This window comes from Streptomyces flaveolus (genome assembly GCF_000716535.1).
Lineage (GTDB): Bacteria > Actinomycetota > Actinomycetes > Streptomycetales > Streptomycetaceae > Streptomyces > Streptomyces flaveolus_A.
Genome location: NZ_JNWV01000039.1, coordinates 16,329 through 38,986 on the forward strand (window position 1 = coordinate 16,329; position 22,658 = coordinate 38,986).

The following is a 22,658-nucleotide window of genomic DNA, read 5'->3' on the forward strand; positions in this document are numbered from 1 at the left end:
GGTTGACGTGCATACGTGCGAGTCCACCCCCGACCGGGTGAATGGGGAATTCGCCCGGTACTTCATCTCCAGGGGGAGAACTTGCGCAGACAAGTGAAAAGAGCGGCTGCGGCCACCGTGGCAACGGCCGCAGCAGTCGCCCTCGCAGCGGGTATGACCAGCCCGGCGTCGGCGAAGCCCGGACGCGCCTCGGTGGCGGCCACCGCCGCCTCGAAGGCCGCCGCCAAGCACCACGTCACCCTGATCACCGGTGACCGCGTCGCCCTCGACGCCAAGGGCCGTGTCGTCGGTCTGGAGCGGGCCAAGGGCCGCGAGCACATACCCTTCCAGGTCCGCAAGGCCTCCGGACACACGCTGGTCATCCCCGCCGACGCGGCCCACCTGGTCGCCTCCGGCACGCTGGACCAGCGCCTGTTCGACATCACCGAGCTGAACAAGGCCGCCACCCGCAAGGCTCAGAAGAACGGCCTGAAGGTCATCGTCGGCTACCGCGGCTCCGCGACCGCCGCCAAGGCCGACGTCCGGGACGCGGGCACCCTGCGCCGCAGCCTGAAGGCGCTCAACGCAGACGCCGTGCAGACGCCGGTCGAGGACACCGCCGAACTGTGGGACGCCGTCACCAACGGCGACCGGACGGCCTCCGGCATCGCGCACGTCTGGCTCGACGGCGTCCGCAAGGCCGCCCTCGACAAGTCCGTGCCGCAGATCGGCGCCCCCACCGCGTGGGCCGCCGGCTACACCGGCAAGGGCGTGAAGGTCGCCGTCCTGGACACCGGTGTGGACACCAGCCACCCGGACCTCAAGGACCAGGTGATCGAGTCCAAGAACTTCACCCCCGCCGCCGACGCCACCGACCACTTCGGGCACGGCACGCACGTCGCCTCCATCGTGGCCGGCACCGGCGCCAAGTCGGGCGGCAAGTACAAGGGTGTGGCCCCGGACGCCAAGCTCCTCAACGGCAAGGTCCTCGACGACACCGGCTCCGGTGACGACTCCGGCATCCTCGCCGGCATGGAGTGGGCGGCCTCCCAGGGCGCCGACGTCATCAACCTGAGCCTCGGCGGTTACGACACCCCCGAGGTCGACCCGCTCGAAGCCGAGGTCAACAAGCTCTCCGCCGAGAAGGGCATCCTGTTCGCGATCGCCGCGGGCAACGAGGGCCCCCAGTCGATCGGTTCGCCGGGCAGCGCGGACGCCGCGCTCACCGTCGGCGCCGTCGACGACAAGGACAAGCTGGCCGACTTCTCCTCCACCGGCCCGCGCGCCGGCGACGGCGCCATCAAGCCGGACGTCACCGCACCGGGCGTGGACATCACCGCCGCCGCGGCCAAGGGCAGCGTCATCGACGAGGAGGTCGGCGAGAAGCCCGAGGGCTACCTGACCATCTCCGGCACCTCGATGGCCACCCCGCACGTCGCGGGCGCCGCCGCCATCCTGAAGCAGGAGCACCCCGACTGGGGCTACGCCGAGCTGAAGGGCGCCCTGACCGGCTCCACCAAGGGCGGCAAGTACACCCCGTTCCAGCAGGGCTCGGGCCGCATCCAGGTCGACAAGGCCATCAAGCAGTCGATCGTCGCCGACCCGGTGTCGGTGAGCTTCGGCGTGCAGCAGTGGCCGCACACCGACGACAAGCCCGTCACCAAGAAGCTGACGTACCGCAACCTCGGCGACAAGGACGTCACGCTCACCCTGAGCAGCACCGCCACCAACCCCAAGGGCGCGGCGGCCCCGGCCGGCTTCTTCAAGCTCGGCGCGACGACGGTGACCGTCCCGGCGCACGGCACGGCCTCGGCCGACTTCACCGTCGACACCAAGCTGGGCGGCACCGTCGACGGCGCCTACTCGGCGTACGTCACGGCGACGGGCGGCGGCCAGACCGTCCGCACGGCCGCCGCTGTGCAGCGCGAGGTGGAGTCGTACGACCTCACCCTGAAGTTCATCGGCCGCGACGGCAAGCCGGCCCCGTACTACAGCGCCGACGTCAGCGGCGTGGCGGGCCTGGCCAACGGCGTCTGGCTGAACCCGTACGACAAGTCCGGCACGGTGAAGGTGCGCGCGCCCAAGGGCACGTACATCCTCAACACCTCCCTGTACGGCGACCCCCAGGACTCGTCCAAGGGCATCGACTGGATCGCGCAGCCGAAGCTGACCGTCGACAAGAAGCAGACGATCACCATCGACGCGCGCAAGGCCAAGCCGGTGGACATCACCGTTCCGGCCTCGGGCGTGAAGTCCGAGTTCGCCTCGCCGGAGTACGACGTCACCATCGGCGACGGCCAGTACGGCTACGGCTGGTTCCTCGACTCGTACAAGAACTTCCACACCGCCCACCTGGGCCCGCAGCTGCCCGCCGGGACGCTGTGGCAGCAGTGGGACGGCCACTGGAGCAAGGGCGCGACCGAGGAGTACGACGTCACCTCCGGCGGCGCCGTCAAGCAGCTCGCCACCGGCTTCACCAAGCACTACAAGGCGAGCGAACTCGCCACGGTGAAGGCCCGGCTGGGCGCGGCGGCGAGCGGCAAGAAGGGCACGATCGACGCGGTGGGCTGGCTGCCCGGCAGCACCGGCGCCTCCTCCATCGGCATCCCGCAGAAGCTGCCCGGCACCCGCACCCTGCACCTGTCCGCCACGGGCGGCGTGAAGTGGGAGCTGGAATTCCAGCAGAACGGCGGGGTCGACCAGGACGGCTTCCCGGTCCCCGAGGCCGGCTACGGGCTCGGCCCGTTCACCTTCAAGGGCGGCCAGACCTACTCCAAGACGGTCAACACCGCCGTCTTCGGCCCGCACCTCAACAAGGACTACGGCCTGTTCCGCGACGGCAACGAGATCTTCGGTTCGCTGCCGCTGTTCGCCGACTCCGGCAAGCACGCCGGGTCCTCGGTGTTCACCTCGGCGAACACCACGCTGTACCGCAACGGCACCAAGGTCGGCTCGAACACCGACCCGCTGTTCGGTGAGAAGACCTTCAAGGTGCCGGCCGGTGACGCCGCCTACAAGCTGACCACCTCGGTCAAGCGGTCCGCGAAGGTGTCGGAGGCCTCGACGCGCATCGACGCGGCCTGGACCTTCCGTTCGAAGAAGCCGGCGGACTTCGTCCAGCTCCCCGCCTCGGCGCTGCACTTCGGCGCCACGACCGGCCTCGACAGCCGTGTCACGGCCGGCAAGACCGTCACCTTCCCGGTCACCGTGGAGGGCTCCGCCGCCGGCGGCAACCTGAAGTCCCTCGCCGTCTACGTCTCCTACGACGGCAAGAACTTCAAGAAGGTCACCGTCAAGAACGGCAAGATCACCGTCAAGAACCCGGCGAAGAACAAGGCGATCTCGTTCCGCGCCAACATCACCGACAAGAAGGGCAACACGTCGGCGATCACGATCTACAACGCGTACTTCGGCAAGTAGGCCGCAGCGCGGTGGACCGCAACGCTCCTTGACGAGGGGTGCACCGGAGGAAAGCCTCCGGTGCACCCCTCATCGCGTTGCCGTGCGGGTCGCGTCGGCGCCCCAGCTGGCGAGGAGACGCAGGGAGTCCGCGGAGGCGGAGTCCGGGTCGGCGTGATAGGTGACCATGGACTGCTCCGAGCCGTCCGTCAGGCGGAAGCTCTCGAAGTTCAGAGCCAGATCGCCCACCAGCGGGTGGTGCAGGTACTTGACGCCATGGCTCTTCTCCTTGACGTCGTGCGTGGCCCACAGCCGGCGGAACTCCCCGCTCTTGACGGACAGCTCACCCACCAGAGCCGACAGACGCGCGTCGTCCGGATCGCAGCCCGCGTCCATGCGCAGGGCGCACACGATGTCGATCGCCTTCTGCTCCCAGTCGACGAACAGCTCGCGGTACTCGGGGCGCAGGAAGACCAGCCGCGCCCAGTTGCGCTCACCGGGCGGCAGCTTCCCCCAGTCACCGAAGAGGGCCGCCGCCATCCGGTTCCAGGCGAGGATCTCCGAGCGCCGGCCCACGACGTAGGCCGGTACGCCGTCCATGGTGTCCAGCAGGTGCCGCAGCACCGCCCGCACCTGCTGCTGCCGTGCCACCGGCTTCTTCTTGAGCGTCTTCGGCTTGGCCAGGTGGGTCAGGTGCGCGTGCTCGGCGTCCGTCAGCCGCAGCGCCCGGGCGATCGAGTCCAGCACCTCGGCCGAGACGTTCCGGCCGTTGCCCTGCTCGAGGCGGGTGTAGTACGCCACCGACACCCCGGCGAGCTGCGCCAGCTCCTCGCGGCGCAGCCCCGGCACCCGGCGGTGCCGTCCGAAGTCGGCCAGTCCCACGTCCTCGGGCTTCAGCCGGGCCCGCCGGCTGCGCAGGAACTCGCTCAGCTCCGCCCGCCGGTCCAGGGGCCGGCCGGTGGCCACGCTTGCGTCCGGCTGCTCGTCCCTGCTGTCCATACGTCCAGTATTCCTGGTCGTAGGCCCCCGAGCCTGACCCCGCCGGTGGTAGGCACGGCGGTCGTACGCAAAGGCGTGGTCTGGGTGGACGGCTCCTCGCGCGGCAGGCTCGACGCCGTGCCCGGCAGTAAGGCAGCCGGGCGCGGAATCCCCCGCTAGGAGATCCCGGCATGACCACTGTTGCTGCGTACGCCGCGCCCGCCGCGAAGGCCCCGCTGGAGCGGACGACCATCGAGCGACGCGCGGTCGGCGAGTTCGACGTCCTGATCGACATCAAGTTCTCAGGCATCTGCCACTCCGACATCCACCAGGCCCGCGAGGGCTGGGGCGAGGCGATCTTCCCGATGGTCCCCGGCCACGAGATCGCGGGCGTGGTCGCCGAGGTCGGCCCCGGCGTGACCAAGTTCCAGGTCGGCGATCGCGTCGGGGTCGGCTGCATGGTCGACTCCTGCCGCGAGTGCGAGAACTGCCTGCGAGGCGAGGAGCAGTACTGCCTCAACGGCCTGGTCGGCACCTACAACGCCGTCGGCAAGGACGGCCGGCCCACCTACGGCGGCTACTCCGAGAAGATCGTCGTCGACGAGAACTACGTCGTCCGCATCCCCGACGGGCTCTCCCTGGACGTCGCCGCGCCGCTGCTCTGCGCCGGCATCACCACGTACTCGCCGCTGAACCACTGGAACGCGGGCCCCGGCAAGAAGGTCGCGGTCGTCGGCCTCGGCGGTCTCGGCCACATGGCCGTCAAGATCGCGCACGCCATGGGCGCCGAGGTGACGGTCCTCTCCCAGTCCCTGCGCAAGAAGGACGACGGCCTCAAGCTGGGCGCCGACCACTACTACGCCACCAGCGACCCGAAGACCTTCGAGGAGCTGGCCGGCACCTTCGACCTGATCGTGTCCACCGTGTCCGCGCCGATGGACTTCGGCGCCCTGCTGTCACTGCTGAAGACGGACGGCGCCCTGGTCAACGTGGGCGCCCCCGAGGAGCCCATCGCGTTCAACCTCTTCTCGTTGATCGGCGGCCGCAAGACGCTCGCCGGCTCCATGATCGGCGGCATCCGCGAGACCCAGGAGATGCTGGACTTCTGCGCCGAGCACGGCATCGGCGCCGAGATCGAGCTGATCGACGCGGCCGAGGTCAACGAGGCGTACGAGCGGGTACTGGCGAGCGACGTCCGCTACCGCTTCGTGATCGACGCGGCCACGATCTGACTCCGTCGGCCGGGGCGGGGCCGGGGCCGGGGCGGGGGCGCGGCCGGCCGGGGTTCGGCGGCTCAGCGGCTGGTGTCCGACGGTGGACCGTGGCTGAGGTTCGGCGGCTCAGCGGCCGGTGTCCGACCGTCGGCTGACCCGAGCTTGGGTGGGGTCCCGCTTCTGGGCGGGGTCCCGTTTTCGGGCGGGGTTCCATTGCTGGGCCGGGGGCCCGTACCCAGGTGGGGTTTCCTTCCCGGGGGGCCATTTCTTGGGCGGCGTTCCGTTCCCGGGGGCCCGTTCCTGGGCGGAGTTCCGTGCCTGGGCTGGGGGCACGTCCCCGGGCGCGTTCCCGTCCCCGGGCGTCGGCGGCCGGGCGACCCACGCCGCCCGCACCAGGCCCGCCACACAGCCGGCCGGCCTCACCGCCCGCGCATGCCTCCAGCCGTTCGGGTTTCCGGTGAGCCACGGCCTGGCCTGCTCGGCCGCGTCCGGCTCGTCGGCGGTGCCATGCCGGCGGTGCCCGACCCACCCGCGCTACTCCACCCCGAAGCCGTCCCCGGTGCCGTAGGCCCGCACCACCACGCCGCCGTCCGCGGCGGGCCGCACCACGTGCACCCGGCCGGCCCCCGTCACCCGGGCCTCGCCGTCTCCCACCGTGAGCAGCGTGTTCTCGTCCACGGCCACCCCGTACGGCGCCTCCCCCCGCGCGACCGCCGCGACCAGCCGCGCCAGCGTGCCCCACTGGGCCGCGTGCACGTCCACCGCGAACGGCACCAGGCCGAGCCCCGGCCGTACCTCGATCTCCGCCAGATCCTCCCCGGTCTCCTCCGGGCACACCGGAACCCCGTCCAGCAGCCACCCGCCGACCACGGCCCGCCGCGCGGCCACGGCGGCACCGGCGGAGAAACCGGCGTACGGCATCCCGCGCGCGGCCAGCAGCGCCGGCAGCCGCTCCAGGCAGTCCGCGAGCGCGTCCTGGTACGCGGGCGTGAGCCCACCGCACACCAGCAGCCCGTCGATCCCGTCCAGCACGGCCTCCGGCTCGAACCGGCCGCCGAGCGGCACGAGCAACGGCACCGGCGTGCACGGCGGCCCCGCCTTCCGCAGCGCCGCCGTGTACCGCTCGAACTGCGCGGCCCCGTCCCCCTCGTCGAGGATCAGACACCCGACCCGCCGCTCACCACCCAGCTCCCGCAGGAACGGCTCGTACACCTCCGGGTGGTCCCAGCCCCCACCGACGAGAAAAACCCGACTGCCCATGCGCTCCCCTTCGCTCCTTGCCGATCCCTCTCGACACGAGGGGCGAATCTACGGTGCGGAACCGGGAGCCGTCGCCCGAATTAGCCGCCGTCCGCCGGACATCCCGGGCTGCACGGCGTGCTAGACGCGACTTCCCTGGTCCAATTCCATCAGGTGGTTGTTGATCGCCCGGAGAAGGACCTCGGGCGCCCCGCCGTCGTCATCTTCGTTGACGAAGACACGTACCTCTCCTTGTGCGCGGCTGAGCGCAAGGTACAGAAGTGACAGATACCTGATGCGTTCATTGGCGGTCGGAGCGGACGTGTTCAGATCCGGTATGCCGGCTACGAGCACCGCGTCGAACTGAAGCCCCGCCAAGTACTCCGCCGTCCCGACGACGAGTCCCCGACGCCGGTATCCCAGACCTTCGATGTCGGAACGACCGGAGACAGTGGACACATGGAACTTACCGGAGTGGCCGATCCGCGACGCGAGCCTGCTGAACCTCGGCCACTGGCGGAAGTCGACCACCGCGAGCGCCAGCCGGCCCGATGGGTACAGGTCCTGCACCGCGCGGACGATGTCGTCCTCCTCGCCCGTACGGGAAGCCGCCGAGATCAGGCGCGGCAGGGAGCCGTCCGCTTGGGCCGACTCCACTCGGGTGAAGTCGATGTCCCACTCCTGCCCGAGGTTGAGGGTCGGGAACTCGTAGTGCACGTGCTTGATGAGTTCGAGAATCTGCGGCGTGAATCGGTGGATCGTCGTGAGCTCGAAGTTCGTGACGTCGCCGAGTCCGTCGTCCGCCGACGCCCCACTCGACGACCTGGTTTCGTCGGCAGCCAAACCGATGAAGGCCTCGGACGGTGACTGCCGAGGATCCATGGCCATGAAAACGCGGGGGTAGACGGACGTGTCACGGGTGAGGTAGTGGAGCACTTGCCGCTCCAGCGGGCTGAACAGGTGGAACTCATCCACGAACACGAGGTCGTAGCCCTGGACCCGGCGTGCGCGATTCCAGGTGTTCGTCGACAGATGGATCAGGAAGTCCGCGAGCACCTGATCGGACGTGGTGAGTGAGCGCTCGTCGAGACTCGCCCAATAGCGGGTGTACAACTCGAAGACGACACGCAGGTCTTCCCGTGTGTTGAGAGGCAGCATCCAGGACGCGCGCGGAATCTGGAAGTACCGCAAATCCGACCCCGCTCCCGGAAAGATGGCCGCAGCGCCGATGACCGATCCGAACTCGATGAGTAGATCCCAGGCGAGCGCGCGCCGTTCGGCGTCGTCTGTCGAGTCGAACCTTGTGCGAAGACCTTCGCTCACACGCCCTCTGTAGGTGATCCAGTCACCGGTGATGAATTCGTCCAGTACCTCCTGGATCTCGTCGAGCTGAGCCTGTTTGCCGCTGAGGCTGTCCTCTCCGATCAAACTGAACCCGGAGGACACGTCCTGAACGTACTGGGGAGAGATCATCTTGGCGATTTCGAGCAGGGGGAAGACATCGATCTCGTGCAGCAGACCGAGACCCATCGAGTCGATGGAGTCCGAGATCTGAGCAGCCAGTGCCCAGCTATGGGTCACGATGAGAACGCGTACACCCCCTCCCGCTTCACGGGCTTTGAGGATCTCCCGGATCGCCTTCAGCGTCAGGGCGAGTGTCTTGCCGGATCCCGCCGGGCCGCGGAGCCGGATCGACTTGTCCGTGTCCGCGTCGATGAAGGCACGCTGCTCCTTGCTGATGGCCCCCAGCCACTGCTGGTAGGTCCAGCCCTTGGTCGTCGACTGTTCGAGTGCGGGAAGGCTCATCTCGACATCGGCGGGCTGCGAGCGCACCTGTGCGAAGTGTTCCCGGGCGGCTGCGACGGCCTGTGGCCAGACGGCGCCGAGATCGGGCGCCAGCGGTCGCCGGGAGTCGAACTCTTCCAGCGTCGATTTGTTGTCCGACGTGGTGGTCGTCCAGAAGATGATGTCGGCCCGATCACCGGGAGCTACTTCCGTGATCCATCGGCTCGAATGGGTGTCGATCTTCGACGTCGCCCGGAAAGCTATGTAGTTGTTGAACTTGTACTGGTGCCACTGCCGCGGAAGGGAAAGCGGTCCTGGAGTCCTGGCTCGCTCGGCGAAACTCTTCATCCGGCTCAGAACGTCTCTTCTCAGACTGACGAGATGCTCCGGGACGAAGGGCTCCCTCGTGTTCTGTTCGCGCATGACGATGATGCGCTGGACTCCTTCGTCGTCATCCGCGGCGAGCAGGAGGTCCACTTCCGCGGCGCTGAATGCGAAGAGGACTGGTGATGACGAGACGGCCTCAGGGGACAGGCCGGTTGCAAGCTCACTCAGCGCACGGACGGTCGTGACCAAGGGCTTCATGCGAGGTTTCCCCCCAGGAGGTCTGAATAGAGGTCGCGAAGTTCTTCGTACTGCTGAGGAAGCCCGATCGCCATGAAGACCATCGCGAATCTCTGCACGAGAGCATGCGCGAACCGGTCCCGCATGCGTGAGATACGGCGGTACGTAACCTCCCGGTGGGCCGGCCCGAGCGAGATCTCGGGCTCCCAGATCTGCTCGATGTGGCGGAGATAGGCGAAGTAGCCCTCGTCCTGCCCGGGGCCGATCGCAGTCAGGAACAGCGCGTCACCTGGTGGCTGTGTGTAGGGTTCTCTCAGCTTTTCCATCACCCGCTTCACCGCGTTCTCCCGCTTCGGCGGGTTGGCGGCGACGAGTTGCGCCTCCACCAGCAGACGGATGCCCTCGTCAAGGTTGTCCGTCGGCGTGTCCATCATGCGGATGGCGTTGAGAGCGGCCATGACCTTCTTGGCGTCCGCCTGCTGCAACCCGAGCACCTTGACGATGTCAGCGGGTGCGTCTTCGCTCGCCCACTCCCGCAGCCGGCGGTCGCTGATCGTGGGAACCGGGTACTTCGAGAAGATCTGACGTATCTCGCTCAACTGCGGCTTGGCGAGTCGTGCCCGAATCTTGGGGATCTGCATTTCTGAGAGGTAATCCTCCGCCGCGAGCAACGGCACGCAGGTGACGCGGCCCTGATGCTTGGCGTGGGCGAAGTCGCAGTCGGCCGTCATGACGAGGAGGTGTCGCCGCCACATCGTCGCTCCTGGATCCACGGCCTCCAGGACGTCACCTTGCCGTAACGGGTCAGCCGCGCCGACCTCACGGTACTCGGCGAACGATCTGTCCACGGTGCGCCCCCCGTCTGGTGCGGTCCGCGTCGCGCCGCTGCGGCCTCCGGCTTGCGGCGGTGTGGCACACCATTCTGGACCACACCAGGGCATCTCGCGCGTCCCTTGCAAGACTGTGATGCTGCCCGATGAGGCGTCACTCCTGGACCGTCGCGTGCCCAAAGTCGTTTGGGACGGGCGCACTTGGCATGACGCGTTGGTGCCGAGCGCGCGCGGACCAGGGCGATCCGCGCGCGCGACAAGGAGGTGAACACCTCATGTGCCGTGTGGCCTCGGCCCGTCAGCGGTTGGCCGGCGCGATCGAGCTGTCCTGACCTGGCTCGAAGTTCACCTCGGTGCGATCTCGTAGCGCGCCATGACCTCAAGGAGCAGTTCGACGCGGTTCCGGGTGCGGCTGTTCAGCGAGCCCTCGATGCTCACGGACACCTCGGTGCCGCCCACGGATCGGGCGATGTGGAGATCGATGCGGCCGCGCCCGGCGAGGGGGTGCGTGTACCAGGCCGACCGCGGCTGCTCGTCGTCGGTGTCCGGGAGTGCTGCCTCGACGGCCAGCCAGTCGCCGTCGTCGAAGTCGACGCCACTTCTGCTGCAAGAGCCTCACAGAAGGGACGGAGGTTGGTTCCCCAGATCCAGCCTTCCGCGACTGTTCTGCCCCTCGGCGCGCCGACTGAGGGGTCACCCATGGTGTTCAGGTCTTCGTACAGGGCACCCAGCACGCGGTGCGTCGGTTCGCCCGCGGGCGTGGTCTCCGTGAGGACCCAGCCAGGCATCTGCTCCCGCATGCCGGCCGGGAGGTCGTCGCCGTCCGGATCCGCCAGCCGGTACAGGACGCCGAAGGTCGTTTCTCGGGCGACGAGTCGAGCCAGTCGCCCGAGATCCACCGCATGATCCGGCGCTGTGGCGCCCTGCGCGTCGGTGGCGTCGCGGAGTGAGTCGACCGAAGCGCTGTCCCACGCCCGGATGTCTTGCCACAGCGCTCGCAGGAGCCGGTACCGAGCCAGCTGGGGAAGGTCCTCCCGGACCTCTGACCCGGCCCAGCTCTCCGGATCCTCTGCGCCGAGCGCGGCGAACAGACGTGTGATCTTCTCGGCGTCCGTCACGTCCGGATCAGCCGGCGGCCTTGGCGACACCGATCGGACAGGACACGCCCGTGCCGCCCAGGCCGCAGTAGCCTGCGGGGTTCTTGTCGAGGTACTGCTGGTGGTACGCCTCGGCCGGGTGGAAGGGGCGGCCCTCCGCCGGGAGGATCTCCGTGGTGATCGTGCCGTGGCCGGAGTAGGTCAGGACCTTCTGGTAGGCCTCGCGGGAGGCCTGCGCCGTGGCCGCCTGCTCCGGGGTGTGGGTGTAGATCGCCGAGCGGTACTGGGTGCCCACGTCATTGCCCTGGCGGAAGCCCTGCGTCGGGTCGTGGGACTCCCAGAAGGTCTTGAGCAGGCGGTCGTACGAGATCTGCCGCGGGTCGTAGACCACACGGACCGCCTCCGTGTGGCCGGTCAGGCCCGAGCAGACCTCCTCGTACGTCGGGTACTCGGTGTAGCCGCCCTGGTAGCCGACCAGGGTCGTGTACACGCCCGCCGGAAGCTGCCAGAACTTGCGTTCCGCGCCCCAGAAACAGCCCAGTCCGAAGTCGGCGACCTCCAGGCCCTCCGGGTACGGGCCGAGGAGCGGGGTGCCGAGGACGGTGTGCCGGTCGGGGACCTCGTAGGCGAGTGCGGGGCGGCCCTTGAGCGCCTGCTCGGGAGTGGGCAGCTGGGGCGTGCGGCCGAAGAGCATGAGGTCTCCCTGTCGGTCTGGGGTGGGGTGCCGGCGGCCCTGCCGCCCGGCAGCCTTCATAACGTCCGGGACGCCCGCCGCATTCCGGTCAGGCAGGCGCCGCCGCGGCCTCCCGCACCGCCTGCACCACCGTGTTGCGGACCCGGCAGTAGTACCCGGCCATGTCACCCCGGTAGCGCCACGGCAGCGCGTTCACATGGCCGTCCACCAGCTTGAACTGCTCCAGCGCCGCCTCGTCGCGGTCCTGGAGGTGCAGGTAGAACGCCAGCAGGTGCCGCAGCTCCGGCAGCCGCGGGTGGGACGGGTCCGCCGCCGCGGCGTCCTGGAGCGCCGCCTCGACCCGGGCCAGCATCTCCGGCGTGTTGTCGGCCGCGGTGTCCTCCGAGTCGTCGTGCTCGAAGTGCGCGATGAGCGGCAGCGCCGTCAGCAGGCTGCCGAGCGGCGCGTCGGCCGCCGCCCGCTCGGCGAACTCGAAGGCCAGCCGCTGCGAGCCGCGCCACTTCGCGCACCAGTACTGGAGCGCCGAGAAGTGGGCCTCGTAGTGGTGCGGGGCGCGGGCGGTGATCTGCGCCCACAGCTTGTCCATCTCGGCGTTCGGGTAGCCGAGGCCCAGCGCCACCCATATCTCCGCGATGTGCGGCGTCGGGTCGTCCGGGTTCAGGGCCGCCGCCCGTGCGATCTCCTCGCGGGCGCCGGTCAGCGTGCGGTGGAAGCCGTCGAACTGCTCCCGGGTCGTGTACTGCGCCTTCTTCCCGCCCCGCAGCTTCCACGCCAGGATCACCGTGCTGCGCGCCCTGACCACCGCCGCGTCCGGATCGTCGCGCCGCTCGGCCTCCCACGCCAGCAGCCACGCGTCCTCCTCGGCCGCGCGGTCCGCCAGCAGGTACGCGAGTGCCGACCGGCGCTCCCAGTCCCGGCCGATCGCCGCGAGCAGGTCGGCGGCCGGACGCCAGTCACCACCGCGCACCGCGGTGAGCACGGTGGTCCACTCCGCCGGCAGGGGCGCGGCGAGGTCGGTGTTCTGCCGCTCGGCGGGCAGCAGCCCGAGCTTCTCCGCGGCCTGCGCGGCTTCCGCCGCTTCCGTCGCCTCCGCGTCGTCGTCGGGGCTCGGGTTGAACAACTCCTTCAGGAACACCCAGGCCAGCCACAGCACGAAGATCAGCGTGGGGACGGCCAGGATGCCCAGGATCCAGAAGAGGACGGTCATCGGGGGTCGGTCCGTTCGGTTCGGAGACAGCGGCGGATTGCGGAGGCAGCGGCGTCAGGCGTTCTGGATCGCCGGTGGCAGGAGCGCCCGCAGCGGCGTGGTGTCGGGGTGGTCGGCGAGCGCCGCATCGACGGCCGCGTCCAGCGCCGCCTCCGGACCGTCGTCCTCCGTCTCCGAGCCCCAGCCGGGCAGCCGCACCGTCGCCGGGCGGGACCAGGAGAACTCCCAGTGCAGCAGCGAACGGGAGCTGAACTCGGCCAGCACCATCGTGCGCAGCGAGCGGCGCAGCACGGGCCGTACGAACTCGCGGAACGCCCGTCCCTTCGCGGCGGCCGCCTCCTCCGACAGCGGAAGCTGCTCGGCCAGCCGCCACAGCCGGCCGTCGTCGATGACGTCCAGCAGCACGGACAGCGTCGCCGGCTGACCGGTGTACTGGGCCAGCGCCCGGTGCAGCGGGGTCTGCGCCGCCGACAGGCCCGCGGCCATCGAGGCGTCCAGCAGATCCTCCCAGCCGGTCGCGCGCGGGTAGCGGAGCAGCTCGTCGACGAGGACGGCGTCCTCCAGGGCGGCCAGGGTGCGCGCCGGGTCGGTCAGCAGGGCCAGTGCCGCCCCCTTGGCCTCGTCGGCGCGGCCGTCGGCGGGCAGCGCCTCGATCCGGCGCACGCGCTCGGCGATCGGCGGGTGCGAGTCGTACGGTCCCGCCGGCTCCTCCGGCAGCTCCGAGCGGAGCCCCGCCAGCTCCAGTTCACGGGCCGTCAGCAGCCGGCCGAAGCCCCCGAAGAACTCGCCGCGCGGCGGCAGCAGCCGGGCCTGCAGACCGAGGGTGGCGTAGGAGTCCAGGTAGAAGTCGTGGGAGGCGGACAGGACCGGGATCTCGCGCAGCGCCGAAGCGGTCGCGTCGCGCCCGGCGATCCGTGCGGCGGTCATGTCGGCGGCGTACTCCTGGCCGCGCGCGGTGGAGAGCGAGGCGCGCAGGTAGAGCTTGCCGTACGCGGTGTAGATCTTCGCCATCGTCCGGTACGTCGCTCCGACACCGGTCGTGTCGATCTGCTTGGCGTTCTTGCCCTTGGCGACCCGCTTGGCGGACTTCCGCTCCTGCCGGGCCCGGTCGGCGGCCACCTTGTCGTCCGCCTTCTCGTGGAACTGGCCGATGACCCGGCCGATCTGCACGCGCCCCCGCACGACGAGCGCGGAGAGCCGGGTGTCCCCGCCGGTGAAGTGCCCGAACTCATGGGCGAGTACGGACCGCAGCTGAGCCTCGGTCAGTCCGGTCAGCAGCGGGACGCCGAGGTAGAGCCGGCGCGGGCCGGGGAGCAGGCCGAGCAGCCGCGGATTCTCGCTGACGGCCGCGTTGACCTCGCCGGTCAGCAGGATCCGGTCGGGCGCCCGGGTACCGGCCGCCGCGGCCAGCTCCCGGACCAGTGCCCACAGCCGGGGCTCGTCCGCCTCGGTGACCGGGACGCCCGGCCCGTCCTCACCCTTCGGGGTGCGCAGCATGAACATGCCGCGGACGACGGGGATGGCCAGCAGTACCGTGACGAAGCCGACCTTCACCGTGAGCGGGCCGTGTCCCCAGCTGAACACGAGGACGTCGACGCCGATCAGCGCGGCGAGCAGGACGAGGCTCAGCAGATAGAAGCCGAGCAGCAGGACGAGGGCGCGCAGCGCGCGCAGAGTTGCGCCCATCGGGCAGATCCCCCCACAGGACCTCAGAAAGGGACATGACGGAGCGCCGGGCCGGCGACGGGCCGGTCGGTACGCGGGTGGTGCTTGGTGGTGCCGGCGGTGCTTGGTGGTGCGGGTGGTGCGGTGTGGGGGGATGCGGAGTATGCCCTACTGCAGGTCAGGAGGGCAATGCGGTTGTGTGGAAGGGAGGGGGCGGTCCCGGGCGAGGGGCCCGGGACGGCCGGGTCAGCCGGAGAGGCCGGGGAGGCCGGCCGGGTTGCCGCCGTTGGCCTCGTAACCGGCCACCGCCAGCGCGCGCTGCAGGGCGAACTCGGCGGCCGGGTCGGCGAACAGGGTCCACGGCAGCGCGCCGACGTGGCCGTCGATGTGTATCAGCTGCTGCATGGCCTCCGCCCAGCGCTCGGCGCGGACGAGGAAGAAGAGCAGCAGGTGCCGGACGTGCGGCAGCGTCGGGTCGTCGGGGTCGGCCGCGTGCACCGCGTGCAGCGCGCCGTGGATCGCCTTGGTGACGACCTCGCTCTGGTAGAAGCTCGCGACCAGGTTCACCTCCGGCAGGTGCTCGAACACCGCGAACAGCGGCAGCGCGGCGAGCAGTGAGCCCTCCGGAGCGCGGGCCGCGGCGGCCTCCGCGAAGGAGTACGCCTGCTCGCGCGAGCCGTGCCACTTCTCGCACCAGTAGTGCAGCGCGGCCAGATGCGCGCCCATGTGGTGCGGGGCGCGGTCGAGGATCTTCAGCCACAGCTGGTCGAACTCGGCCTGCGGGTAGGCCAGTCCGCGTGCGATGGACAGCTCTGCCACGTAGGGAACGGGGTCACCGGGAGCCAGCAGGGCCGCCTGCGCGCAGGCCTCCCGCGCCTCCTCCATGATGATCCGGAACTCGTCCGTGCCCGGCGTCGACGTCCGCCAGGCCTGCTGCACCAGGAACTCCGCGTGGACGGCGGCGCCGCCCGCGTCCTTGGGCTGCTCGGCCCGCCACACCCGCAGCCACTGGGCGCCCGGCGTCTCGTGCACCCCGCCGGGGCGCTGCTGCAGCTCCAGCGCGGCGGCACCGGCGAAGGCCTGCACCCGCTGCCAGCGGCGCTCGCCCTCGGACTCGGTGCCGGCCAGCAACTGGGCGGCGGCCCGGTAGTCCTGGGTGCGCTGCACCAGCTCCAGGACCTGGAGGAGGTCCTCGTCCGGGCCGGGCAGGCGCACGTCCAGCTCCTCCTGGCGCACGAAGCCGTAGGCCGCCGGGTCGGCGGCGTCCGGGTGTCCCGGGGGAACCTGCTCGATCACCCCGCGCCTGCGCCGTACGACCGGGAGCAGCACGAAGCCCAGCAGGAGCAGCGCAAACAGCAGCCAGAGAATCGACATGCCTCAAGCGAACCAGACGCCGCCGACAATTGGCGAACCCCGCCACCAGTCTGTGGAAAACTCCGGACGAGGGCATGACAGCGGAACGCGTGGCAGCGGAAACGCCTCGGAGGCGTGAAGCGGAGCGGCTCGGGCTGCGCCGGCGGGAGGGCTCGGGGCGTGTCGGGGGATGGCTCGGAGCGTGCCGGTGGGATGGTCCCGAGCGTGTCGGGGGGGGATGGCTCGGGCCATGTCGGCTGGACGGCTCCGAGCATGTCGGCGGGATGGCCCCGAGCGTGTCGGCGGGATGGATCGGACCATGACGCCCGGATGGCTCGGGCCATGACGGCCGGACGGCCCCGAATATGCCGGCCGGACGGCCCCGAACATGCCGGTCGGACGGCCCCGAACATGCCGGCCGGACGGCTCGGACCATGCCCAGCGGAGCGGCCCGGAGCGTGACAGCGAGATCGCCGGGGACGGCGAGACCTCATGGCGGGCGTCACGATCCTGCCGGGCGCATTACGCTCGGTGCACATGAGCGACAGGCACATCAGTCAGCACTTCGAGACCCTCGCGATCCACGCGGGCAACACCGCGGATCCCCTCACCGGCGCGGTCGTCCCGCCGATCTACCAGGTCTCGACCTACAAGCAGGACGGCGTCGGCGGGCTCCGCGGCGGCTACGAGTACAGCCGTAGCGCCAACCCGACCCGGACCGCCCTGGAGGAGAACCTCGCCGCGCTGGAGGGCGGCCGCCGCGGCCTCGCCTTCGCGTCCGGCCTGGCGGCCGAGGACACCCTGCTGCGTACGCTCCTCACCCCCGGCGACCACGTGGTGATCCCGAACGACGCCTACGGCGGCACCTTCCGGCTCTTCGCCAAGGTCGCCACCCGCTGGGGGGTGGAGTGGTCGGTCGCCGACACCAGCGACCCGGCCGCCGTGCGGGCCGCGATCACCCCGAAGACCAAGGCCGTCTGGGTGGAGACCCCCTCCAACCCGCTGCTCGGCATCACCGACATCGCCGCCGTCGCGTCTGTCGCCCACGACGCGGGCGCGAAGCTCGTCGTCGACAACACCTTCGCCACGCCCTACCTCCAGCAGCCGCTGTCGCTCGGCGCCGACGTCGTCGTGCACTCCCTGACCAAGTACATGGGCGGCCACTCCGACGTGGTCGGCGGCGCGCTGATCGTCTCCGACGCGGCGCTCGGCGAGGAACTGGCCTACCACCAGAACGCGATGGGCGCCGTAGCCGGCCCCTTCGACTCCTGGCTGGTGCTGCGCGGCACCAAGACCCTCGCGGTGCGCATGGACCGGCACAGCGAGAACGCCACGAAGATCGCCGACATGCTGTCGCGGCACGCGCGCGTGACGAGCGTGCTCTACCCGGGGCTGCCCGAGCACCCCGGCCACGAGGTCGCCGCCAAGCAGATGAAGGCGTTCGGCGGCATGGTGTCGTTCCGGGTCGAGGGCGGCGAGCAGGCCGCGGTCGACGTGTGCAACCGGGCCCAGGTGTTCACCCTCGGCGAGTCCCTCGGCGGCGTCGAGTCCCTCATCGAGCACCCCGGCCGGATGACGCACGCCTCCGCGGCCGGTTCCGCGCTGGAGGTCCCGGCCGACCTGGTGCGCCTGTCGGTCGGCATCGAGAACGTCGACGACCTGCTGGAAGACCTGCAGCAGGCCCTCGGCAAGTAGCGGGGATCACCAGCCGGTGAGCGGTGGGGTTGTCTGCGAGGGCGGCTCCACCCAGGGTTGGGTCTCGGCCGCCCACACGGCGAACGCGACGGCCGCCACGCAGGCCAGCAGCCACAGCACCCGGCGGACGAGCCGCCGTCGTCGCAGCAGGCGTTCTCCGCGGCGTACCGCGTCCCCGTACAGCTCCACCGGCACCGGCGCCCCGCCCTGTTCCATGATCCGCCGAACAGCGGCCTCCCGTTCGAGCCGTTTCACCTTGACCTCCCGCCGCCGGACCGGCGCTTGCGCAAGAAGGGGCTGCCCTGGTGGCGGTCGTGCGAGGCGACGCGCCGTACGAGGTCGCCGGCGCGGCTCATGACGGCGCCACCTCGGTGTTCGCCGGGCGGGGGGCGGCCGGGCGGGCGGGGTGCAGTACGTCGGCCGTCGCGCGGTCGCAGAGGGTGTGGACGCGTTCCGTGGGCAGGCCGAGCAGAGCCGCCGCCTGCTCCTCGGCCACTCCCTCGTAGAACCGCAGGACCAGGACCAGCCGCTCCTGCGGCTTGAGCGCGGCGAGCGGACTGCGCGGATCCGGCCGGGCGCGGCGGAAGAGGCCGTACCGGTGCCAGGTGGTGCGCGCGAAGCGGGTGGCCAGGTACTGGCGGGCGCAGTCGTACGGGTCCTCGCCGAGCAGCCGGTCCCAGCGGGCGTAGGTGTGGGCGAGCGCGAGCGTCAGCAGGCGCCGCGCGCGCGGGTTGGCGTCCGGCGCCTCCGCGGTGAGCAGCATGGCGGCGTGCAGCAGGCGCCCGGCCGCGCCCGCGACGAACGCCTCGAACTCCCGGGCCCGGCGCGCATCACGGGCCACTTGCCGATCACCCACCGCGCCTCCCCCCGCCGGGGTCCCGTTCCGCACCCGGCCGGAACGGTCCGGACGAGCCCGTCCGCGGACCCGGTCTCATATCAGGCCAGTGGGGCGGGCCGGGGTCAAGACCTCGGAGGCTCTGCTGTGCGGTGCGCGGTCAGGAGGCCGGGGGCTGCTCCGCCGCCGGCACGCCCTGGACCGTCATCCGCGCGGAGAGCGCGTGGTTGAAGCGGGTGAGGAGCGTGCAGAACTGCTCGCGCTCCTCCGGTGCCCAGTCGTGTGTCAGCTCGGCCATCAGCTGACGCCGGGACGAGCGCACCTCCTCCAGCCGCGCGGCGCCGCGCGGCGACAGCTGGAGCACCACCGCGCGCCCGTCCTCGGGGTGCGAGGTGCGCTTGACGAGCCCGCTGTCGACCAGGGGCGCCACCTGCCGGGTGACCGTGGAGGAGTCGATGCCCATGCTCGCGGCGAGCGCCTTGACGCCCATGGGTCCTTCTTTGTCGAGCCGGTTGAGCAGCAGGTACGCGGCGCGGTCCATGGAGTTGCGCACCTGGCCGACGCCGCCGAGCCGCGTCTGTTCGGCACGGCGGGCGAACACCGCCACCTCGTGCTGGAGGGTGTCGAGGAGACCGGTGTCACCGACGGTCGTCATGTCCATCGACATTTCAGGTGTTGTGGGCATGGCCGGAGGCTCGCTTCATGAAGGGCTGCTGGGTTGGGGGACAGGGTACGCGGCCCGGCGCCGAGCCGTACCAGCGCTGCACGAACCGGTCTCGCTGCTTGGTCACACCCGCCGTGCGCGAACGTGAACTGCGATGCTGGAGTCATGAGCTATCGCACGGCTGACTCCTTGCGCTCCGTGACCCTCGACGATGTGCGCGGCGCTCAGAAGATGCTCTCGGGGGTGGCCCGCGTGACCGCGATGGAGGGCAGCCGGCACCTGTCCCAGCTCGTCGGCGCGCCCGTGCAGCTCAAGTGCGAGAACCTGCAGCGGACCGGCTCGTTCAAGCTGCGCGGCGCCTACGTGCGGATCGCCGGGCTGCTGCCGGAGGAGCGGGCGGCCGGTGTCGTGGCCGCGAGCGCCGGCAACCACGCGCAGGGTGTGGCGCTGGCCTCCTCGCTGCTCGGTGTGCACGCGACGGTGTTCATGCCGAAGGGCGCGCCGCTGCCGAAGATCAGCGCGACCCGGGACTACGGCGCCGAGGTGCGCCTGCACGGCCAGGTGGTCGACGAGACGCTGGCCGCCGCCCAGGAGTACGCCGCCGAGACCGGCGCGGTGTTCATCCATCCCTTCGACCACCCGGACGTGATCGCCGGCCAGGGCACGGTCGGCCTGGAGATCCTGGAGCAGTGCCCGGAGGTCCGCACGATCGTCGTCGGCATGGGCGGCGGCGGGCTCGCGGCGGGTATCGCGGTGGGGGTGAAGGCGCTGCGGCCGGACGTGCGGATCGTCGGCGTGCAGGCGGAGGGGGCCGCCTGTTACCCGCCCTCGCTGGCCGCCGGGCGCCCGGTGTCGTTGCTGAACCCGGCGACGATGGCCGACGGCATCAAGGTGGGGCGGCCCGGCGTGGTGCCGTTCGGGATCGTCGGCGAGCTGGTCGACGAGGTGCGCACGGTCAGCGAGGACCAGTTGTCGGCGGCGCTGCTGCTCTGCCTGGAGCGGGCCAAGCTCGTCGTGGAGCCGGCCGGGGCGAGTCCGGTGGCCGCGCTGCTGGCCGCGCCGGACACCTTCGAGGGTCCGGTCGTCGCGGTGCTCTCCGGCGGCAACGTCGACCCGGTGCTGATGCAGCGGGTGCTGCGGCACGGCATGGCCGCGCAGGGCCGCTACCTTGCCGTCCGGCTGCGGCTGACGGACCGGCCGGGCGCCCTCGCCACGCTGCTCGGGGTGCTGTCGGCGGTCGACGCCAACGTCCTCGACGTCAGTCACGTCCGCACCGATCCCCGGCTCGGCCTCACGGAGGCCGAGGTGGAGCTGCACCTGGAGACGAAGGGCCCGGTGCACTGCGCCGAGGTCGGCCGGGCCCTGCGGGACGCCGGCTACACCGTCATGGCCTGACCCACAACGGCCGACCACGGCCGTCACCTGTCCGGGTGAGGTCTCTTGAGAGACGCGATACATCGCGTTATGGTGTGTCGTGTGGTCGCCGGTCCACCTGCTCGCACGTGCGGCGGCACCCGCGTACACCGGCATGCGCATCCGCGAAAACCCCGGACGCGGCCGAGCGAACAAACCTAGCCTTTGCGAAGAATCCGTCCCCGAAAATCCCGACGACGTGGAGACTCATATGCCAGGTGCCATCTATGCCGAAGGTCTGGTGAAGACCTTCGGCGACGTAAGGGCACTGGACGGCGTCGACCTCGATGTGCCCGAGGGCACGGTCCTCGGCCTCCTCGGGCCGAACGGCGCCGGCAAGACGACGGCCGTCCGCTGCCTGACGACCCTGCTGCGCCCCGACAGCGGCAAGGCGGTGGTCGCCGGCGTGGACGTGCTGCGGCACCCCGACGCCGTGCGCCGCTCCATCGGCCTGTCCGGCCAGTTCGCCGCGGTCGACGAGTACCTGACCGGCAGGGAGAACCTGCAGATGGTCGGGCAGCTCTACCAGATGAAGGGGAAGGCGGCCAAGGCGCGCGCGACGGAGCTGCTGGAGCAGTTCCACCTCGCCGACGCCGCCGACCGCCCCGCCAAGACCTACTCCGGAGGCATGCGCCGCCGGCTGGACCTCGCCGCGGCCCTGGTGGTCTCACCGCCGGTGATGTTCATGGACGAACCGACGACGGGCCTCGACCCGCGCAACCGCCAGCAGCTGTGGGAGGTCATCAAACAGCTCGTCTCCGGTGGTACGACGCTGCTGCTCACCACGCAGTACCTGGAAGAGGCCGACCACCTGGCCCACGACATCGCGGTCGTCGACCACGGCCGGGTCATCGCCAAGGGCACCTCCGACCAGCTCAAGGCCCGCACCGGCGGCGAGCGTGTCGAGGTCGTGGTGCACGAGCGGGAGGAGATAGCCGCCGCCGCGGAGGTGCTGCGCGGCTTCGGCAAGGGCGAGACCACGGTCGAGGAGCACACCCGCAAGCTCACCGTGCCCGTCACCGGCGGCGCCAAGCTGCTCGCCGAGGTCATCCGCGAGCTGGACTCGCGCGGGATCGAGATGGACGACGTCGGGCTGCGCCGCCCCACCCTCGACGACGTCTTCCTGTCCCTGACCGGACACGCGGCGGAGAACGCCGACCAGGACGAGCGGAACGGCAAGGAGGCCGTGAAATGAGTGCCGTCACCGAGACCGCGCCCGTCGCGGCACCCGGCAACCCGGTGAGCAGATCCGTCCGCGACTCACTGGTCATAGCCCGCCGGAACCTGATCCGCATGGGCCGGATTCCCGAGATGCTGATCTTCGGACTGATCCAGCCCATCATGTTCGTGGTGCTGTTCACCTACGTGTTCGGCGGCTCGATCCAGGTCGGCTCGTCCAGCTCCACCCAGGCCTATCGCGAGTTCCTGATGGCCGGCATCTTCGCCCAGACCGTCACGTTCGCAACGGCGGGCGCCGGCGCGGGCATCGCCGACGACATGCACAAGGGCCTCATCGACCGGTTCCGCTCCCTGCCCATGGCGCGCGGCGCGGTCCTGACCGGGCGCACCCTCGCCGACCTGGTCCAGACGGCGCTGACCCTGCTCGTCCTTGCGGTCGTCGCCGTGCTCGTCGGATGGCGCACGCACGAGAACTTCGGCAAGGTGCTCGCCGGATTCGGCCTGTTCCTGCTGCTCGGATACGCCTTCTCCTGGATCGGCGCGCTCATCGGCCTGTCCGTGCGCACCCCGGAGGCGGCGACCTCGGGCGGCCTGATCTGGCTGTTTCCGCTGACGTTCATCTCGAACGCGTTCGTGGACGCCAACCAGATGCCGGCCTTCCTGCGGCACATCGCGGAGTGGAACCCGTTCAGCGCCACGGTGCAGGCCTGCCGCGAGCTGTTCGGCAACCTCCCCCCGGGCTTCCGCACACCCGACGCCTGGCCCATGCAGCACCCGGTCCTGGCCTCGCTGATCTGGTCGGTCCTGATCATCCTGGTCTTCCGCACCCTCGCGGTGCGCAAGTACCGCTCCGCGACCGCCTGACAGC

At 70.7% G+C, this 22,658-nt stretch carries 18 protein-coding genes; 6 read left to right on the forward strand and 12 right to left on the reverse strand.

The window, feature by feature from the left end; translation table 11 throughout:
• Positions 1-153: 153 nt before the first annotated feature.
• Positions 154-3,399 carry a S8 family peptidase gene (locus OO52_RS36580; RefSeq protein ID WP_234339856.1) on the forward strand — a complete coding sequence of 1,082 codons (3,246 nt, stop codon included), beginning with the start codon at positions 154-156 and terminating at the stop codon, positions 3,397-3,399.
• A 69-nt stretch (positions 3,400-3,468) separates the two neighbouring features.
• Here OO52_RS36580 and OO52_RS36585 read toward each other — a convergent pair whose 3' ends face one another.
• A complete protein-coding gene (locus OO52_RS36585; RefSeq protein WP_030652157.1) occupies positions 3,469-4,377 on the reverse strand; it encodes a helix-turn-helix transcriptional regulator in 909 nt (302 codons plus the stop codon).
• A gap of 170 nt (positions 4,378-4,547) precedes the next feature.
• Here OO52_RS36585 and OO52_RS36590 point away from each other — a divergent pair, with 170 nt between their 5' ends.
• A complete protein-coding gene (locus OO52_RS36590; protein ID WP_030652160.1) occupies positions 4,548-5,588 on the forward strand; it encodes an NAD(P)-dependent alcohol dehydrogenase in 1,041 nt (346 codons plus the stop codon).
• A gap of 516 nt (positions 5,589-6,104) precedes the next feature.
• Here OO52_RS36590 and OO52_RS36595 read toward each other — a convergent pair.
• From OO52_RS36595 to OO52_RS36630, 8 genes are all read right to left on the reverse strand, one after another.
• Positions 6,105-6,830 (reverse strand): hypothetical protein, encoded by a 726-nt coding sequence (locus tag OO52_RS36595; protein WP_030652161.1) that lies wholly within the window; start codon positions 6,828-6,830, stop codon positions 6,105-6,107.
• 120 nt (positions 6,831-6,950) lie between these two features.
• A complete protein-coding gene (locus tag OO52_RS36600; protein ID WP_030652163.1) occupies positions 6,951-9,179 on the reverse strand; it encodes a DEAD/DEAH box helicase in 2,229 nt (742 codons plus the stop codon).
• Complete coding sequence (locus OO52_RS36605; protein ID WP_158712603.1) at positions 9,176-10,006, reverse strand: hypothetical protein; 831 nt, start codon at positions 10,004-10,006, stop codon at positions 9,176-9,178. Before OO52_RS36605 ends, OO52_RS36600 begins: the two co-directional genes overlap by 4 nt.
• Positions 10,007-10,422: 416 nt before the next feature.
• Positions 10,423-11,106, reverse strand: a complete 684-nt coding sequence (locus OO52_RS54365) for a hypothetical protein (protein ID WP_063738835.1) — start codon at positions 11,104-11,106, stop codon at positions 10,423-10,425.
• Positions 11,107-11,113: 7 nt separating this feature from the next.
• Positions 11,114-11,779: a peptide-methionine (S)-S-oxide reductase MsrA gene (gene msrA / locus OO52_RS36615; protein WP_030652168.1), complete on the reverse strand. Its 666-nt coding sequence runs from the start codon at positions 11,777-11,779 to the stop codon at positions 11,114-11,116.
• An 88-nt stretch (positions 11,780-11,867) separates the two neighbouring features.
• A complete protein-coding gene (locus tag OO52_RS36620) occupies positions 11,868-12,986 on the reverse strand; it encodes a hypothetical protein (protein ID WP_030652179.1) in 1,119 nt (372 codons plus the stop codon).
• 54 nt (positions 12,987-13,040) lie between these two features.
• Positions 13,041-14,672: a M48 family metalloprotease gene (locus OO52_RS36625; RefSeq protein ID WP_030652181.1), complete on the reverse strand. Its 1,632-nt coding sequence runs from the start codon at positions 14,670-14,672 to the stop codon at positions 13,041-13,043.
• 225 nt (positions 14,673-14,897) lie between these two features.
• Positions 14,898-16,025 carry a hypothetical protein gene (locus tag OO52_RS36630; protein ID WP_030652183.1) on the reverse strand — a complete coding sequence of 376 codons (1,128 nt, stop codon included), beginning with the start codon at positions 16,023-16,025 and terminating at the stop codon, positions 14,898-14,900.
• Positions 16,026-16,541: 516 nt separating this feature from the next.
• Here OO52_RS36630 and OO52_RS36635 point away from each other — a divergent pair.
• Positions 16,542-17,699 carry a cystathionine gamma-synthase gene (locus OO52_RS36635; RefSeq protein WP_030652186.1) on the forward strand — a complete coding sequence of 386 codons (1,158 nt, stop codon included), beginning with the start codon at positions 16,542-16,544 and terminating at the stop codon, positions 17,697-17,699.
• Between the two features lie 6 nt (positions 17,700-17,705).
• Here the strand turns inward: OO52_RS36635 and OO52_RS36640 are convergent, their stop codons facing one another.
• The 3 genes from OO52_RS36640 to OO52_RS36650 all read right to left on the reverse strand — a co-directional run bounded on the left by OO52_RS36640 (position 17,706) and on the right by OO52_RS36650 (position 19,201).
• Positions 17,706-17,954, reverse strand: coding sequence for a hypothetical protein (locus OO52_RS36640; RefSeq protein ID WP_030652190.1), 249 nt, complete (start codon positions 17,952-17,954; stop codon positions 17,706-17,708).
• A 97-nt stretch (positions 17,955-18,051) separates the two neighbouring features.
• Positions 18,052-18,555 (reverse strand): sigma factor-like helix-turn-helix DNA-binding protein, encoded by a 504-nt coding sequence (locus OO52_RS36645; protein ID WP_030652193.1) that lies wholly within the window; start codon positions 18,553-18,555, stop codon positions 18,052-18,054.
• A gap of 139 nt (positions 18,556-18,694) precedes the next feature.
• Positions 18,695-19,201 carry a MarR family winged helix-turn-helix transcriptional regulator gene (locus tag OO52_RS36650; protein ID WP_030652195.1) on the reverse strand — a complete coding sequence of 169 codons (507 nt, stop codon included), beginning with the start codon at positions 19,199-19,201 and terminating at the stop codon, positions 18,695-18,697.
• 162 nt (positions 19,202-19,363) lie between these two features.
• Between OO52_RS36650 and ilvA the strand changes: the two genes are divergently transcribed.
• From ilvA to OO52_RS36665, 3 genes are all read left to right on the forward strand, one after another.
• Entirely contained in the window at positions 19,364-20,593 is a 1,230-nt protein-coding gene (gene ilvA / locus OO52_RS36655) for a threonine ammonia-lyase (RefSeq protein ID WP_030652199.1), read from the forward strand.
• Between the two features lie 229 nt (positions 20,594-20,822).
• The gene (locus OO52_RS36660) at positions 20,823-21,806 is read left to right on the forward strand and encodes a daunorubicin resistance protein DrrA family ABC transporter ATP-binding protein (RefSeq protein ID WP_030652202.1); all 984 of its coding nucleotides are present in this window, start codon (positions 20,823-20,825) and stop codon (positions 21,804-21,806) included.
• Positions 21,803-22,654: an ABC transporter permease gene (locus tag OO52_RS36665; RefSeq protein WP_030652205.1), complete on the forward strand. Its 852-nt coding sequence runs from the start codon at positions 21,803-21,805 to the stop codon at positions 22,652-22,654. Before OO52_RS36660 ends, OO52_RS36665 begins: the two co-directional genes overlap by 4 nt.
• The last annotated feature ends 4 nt before the right edge of the window (positions 22,655-22,658 follow it).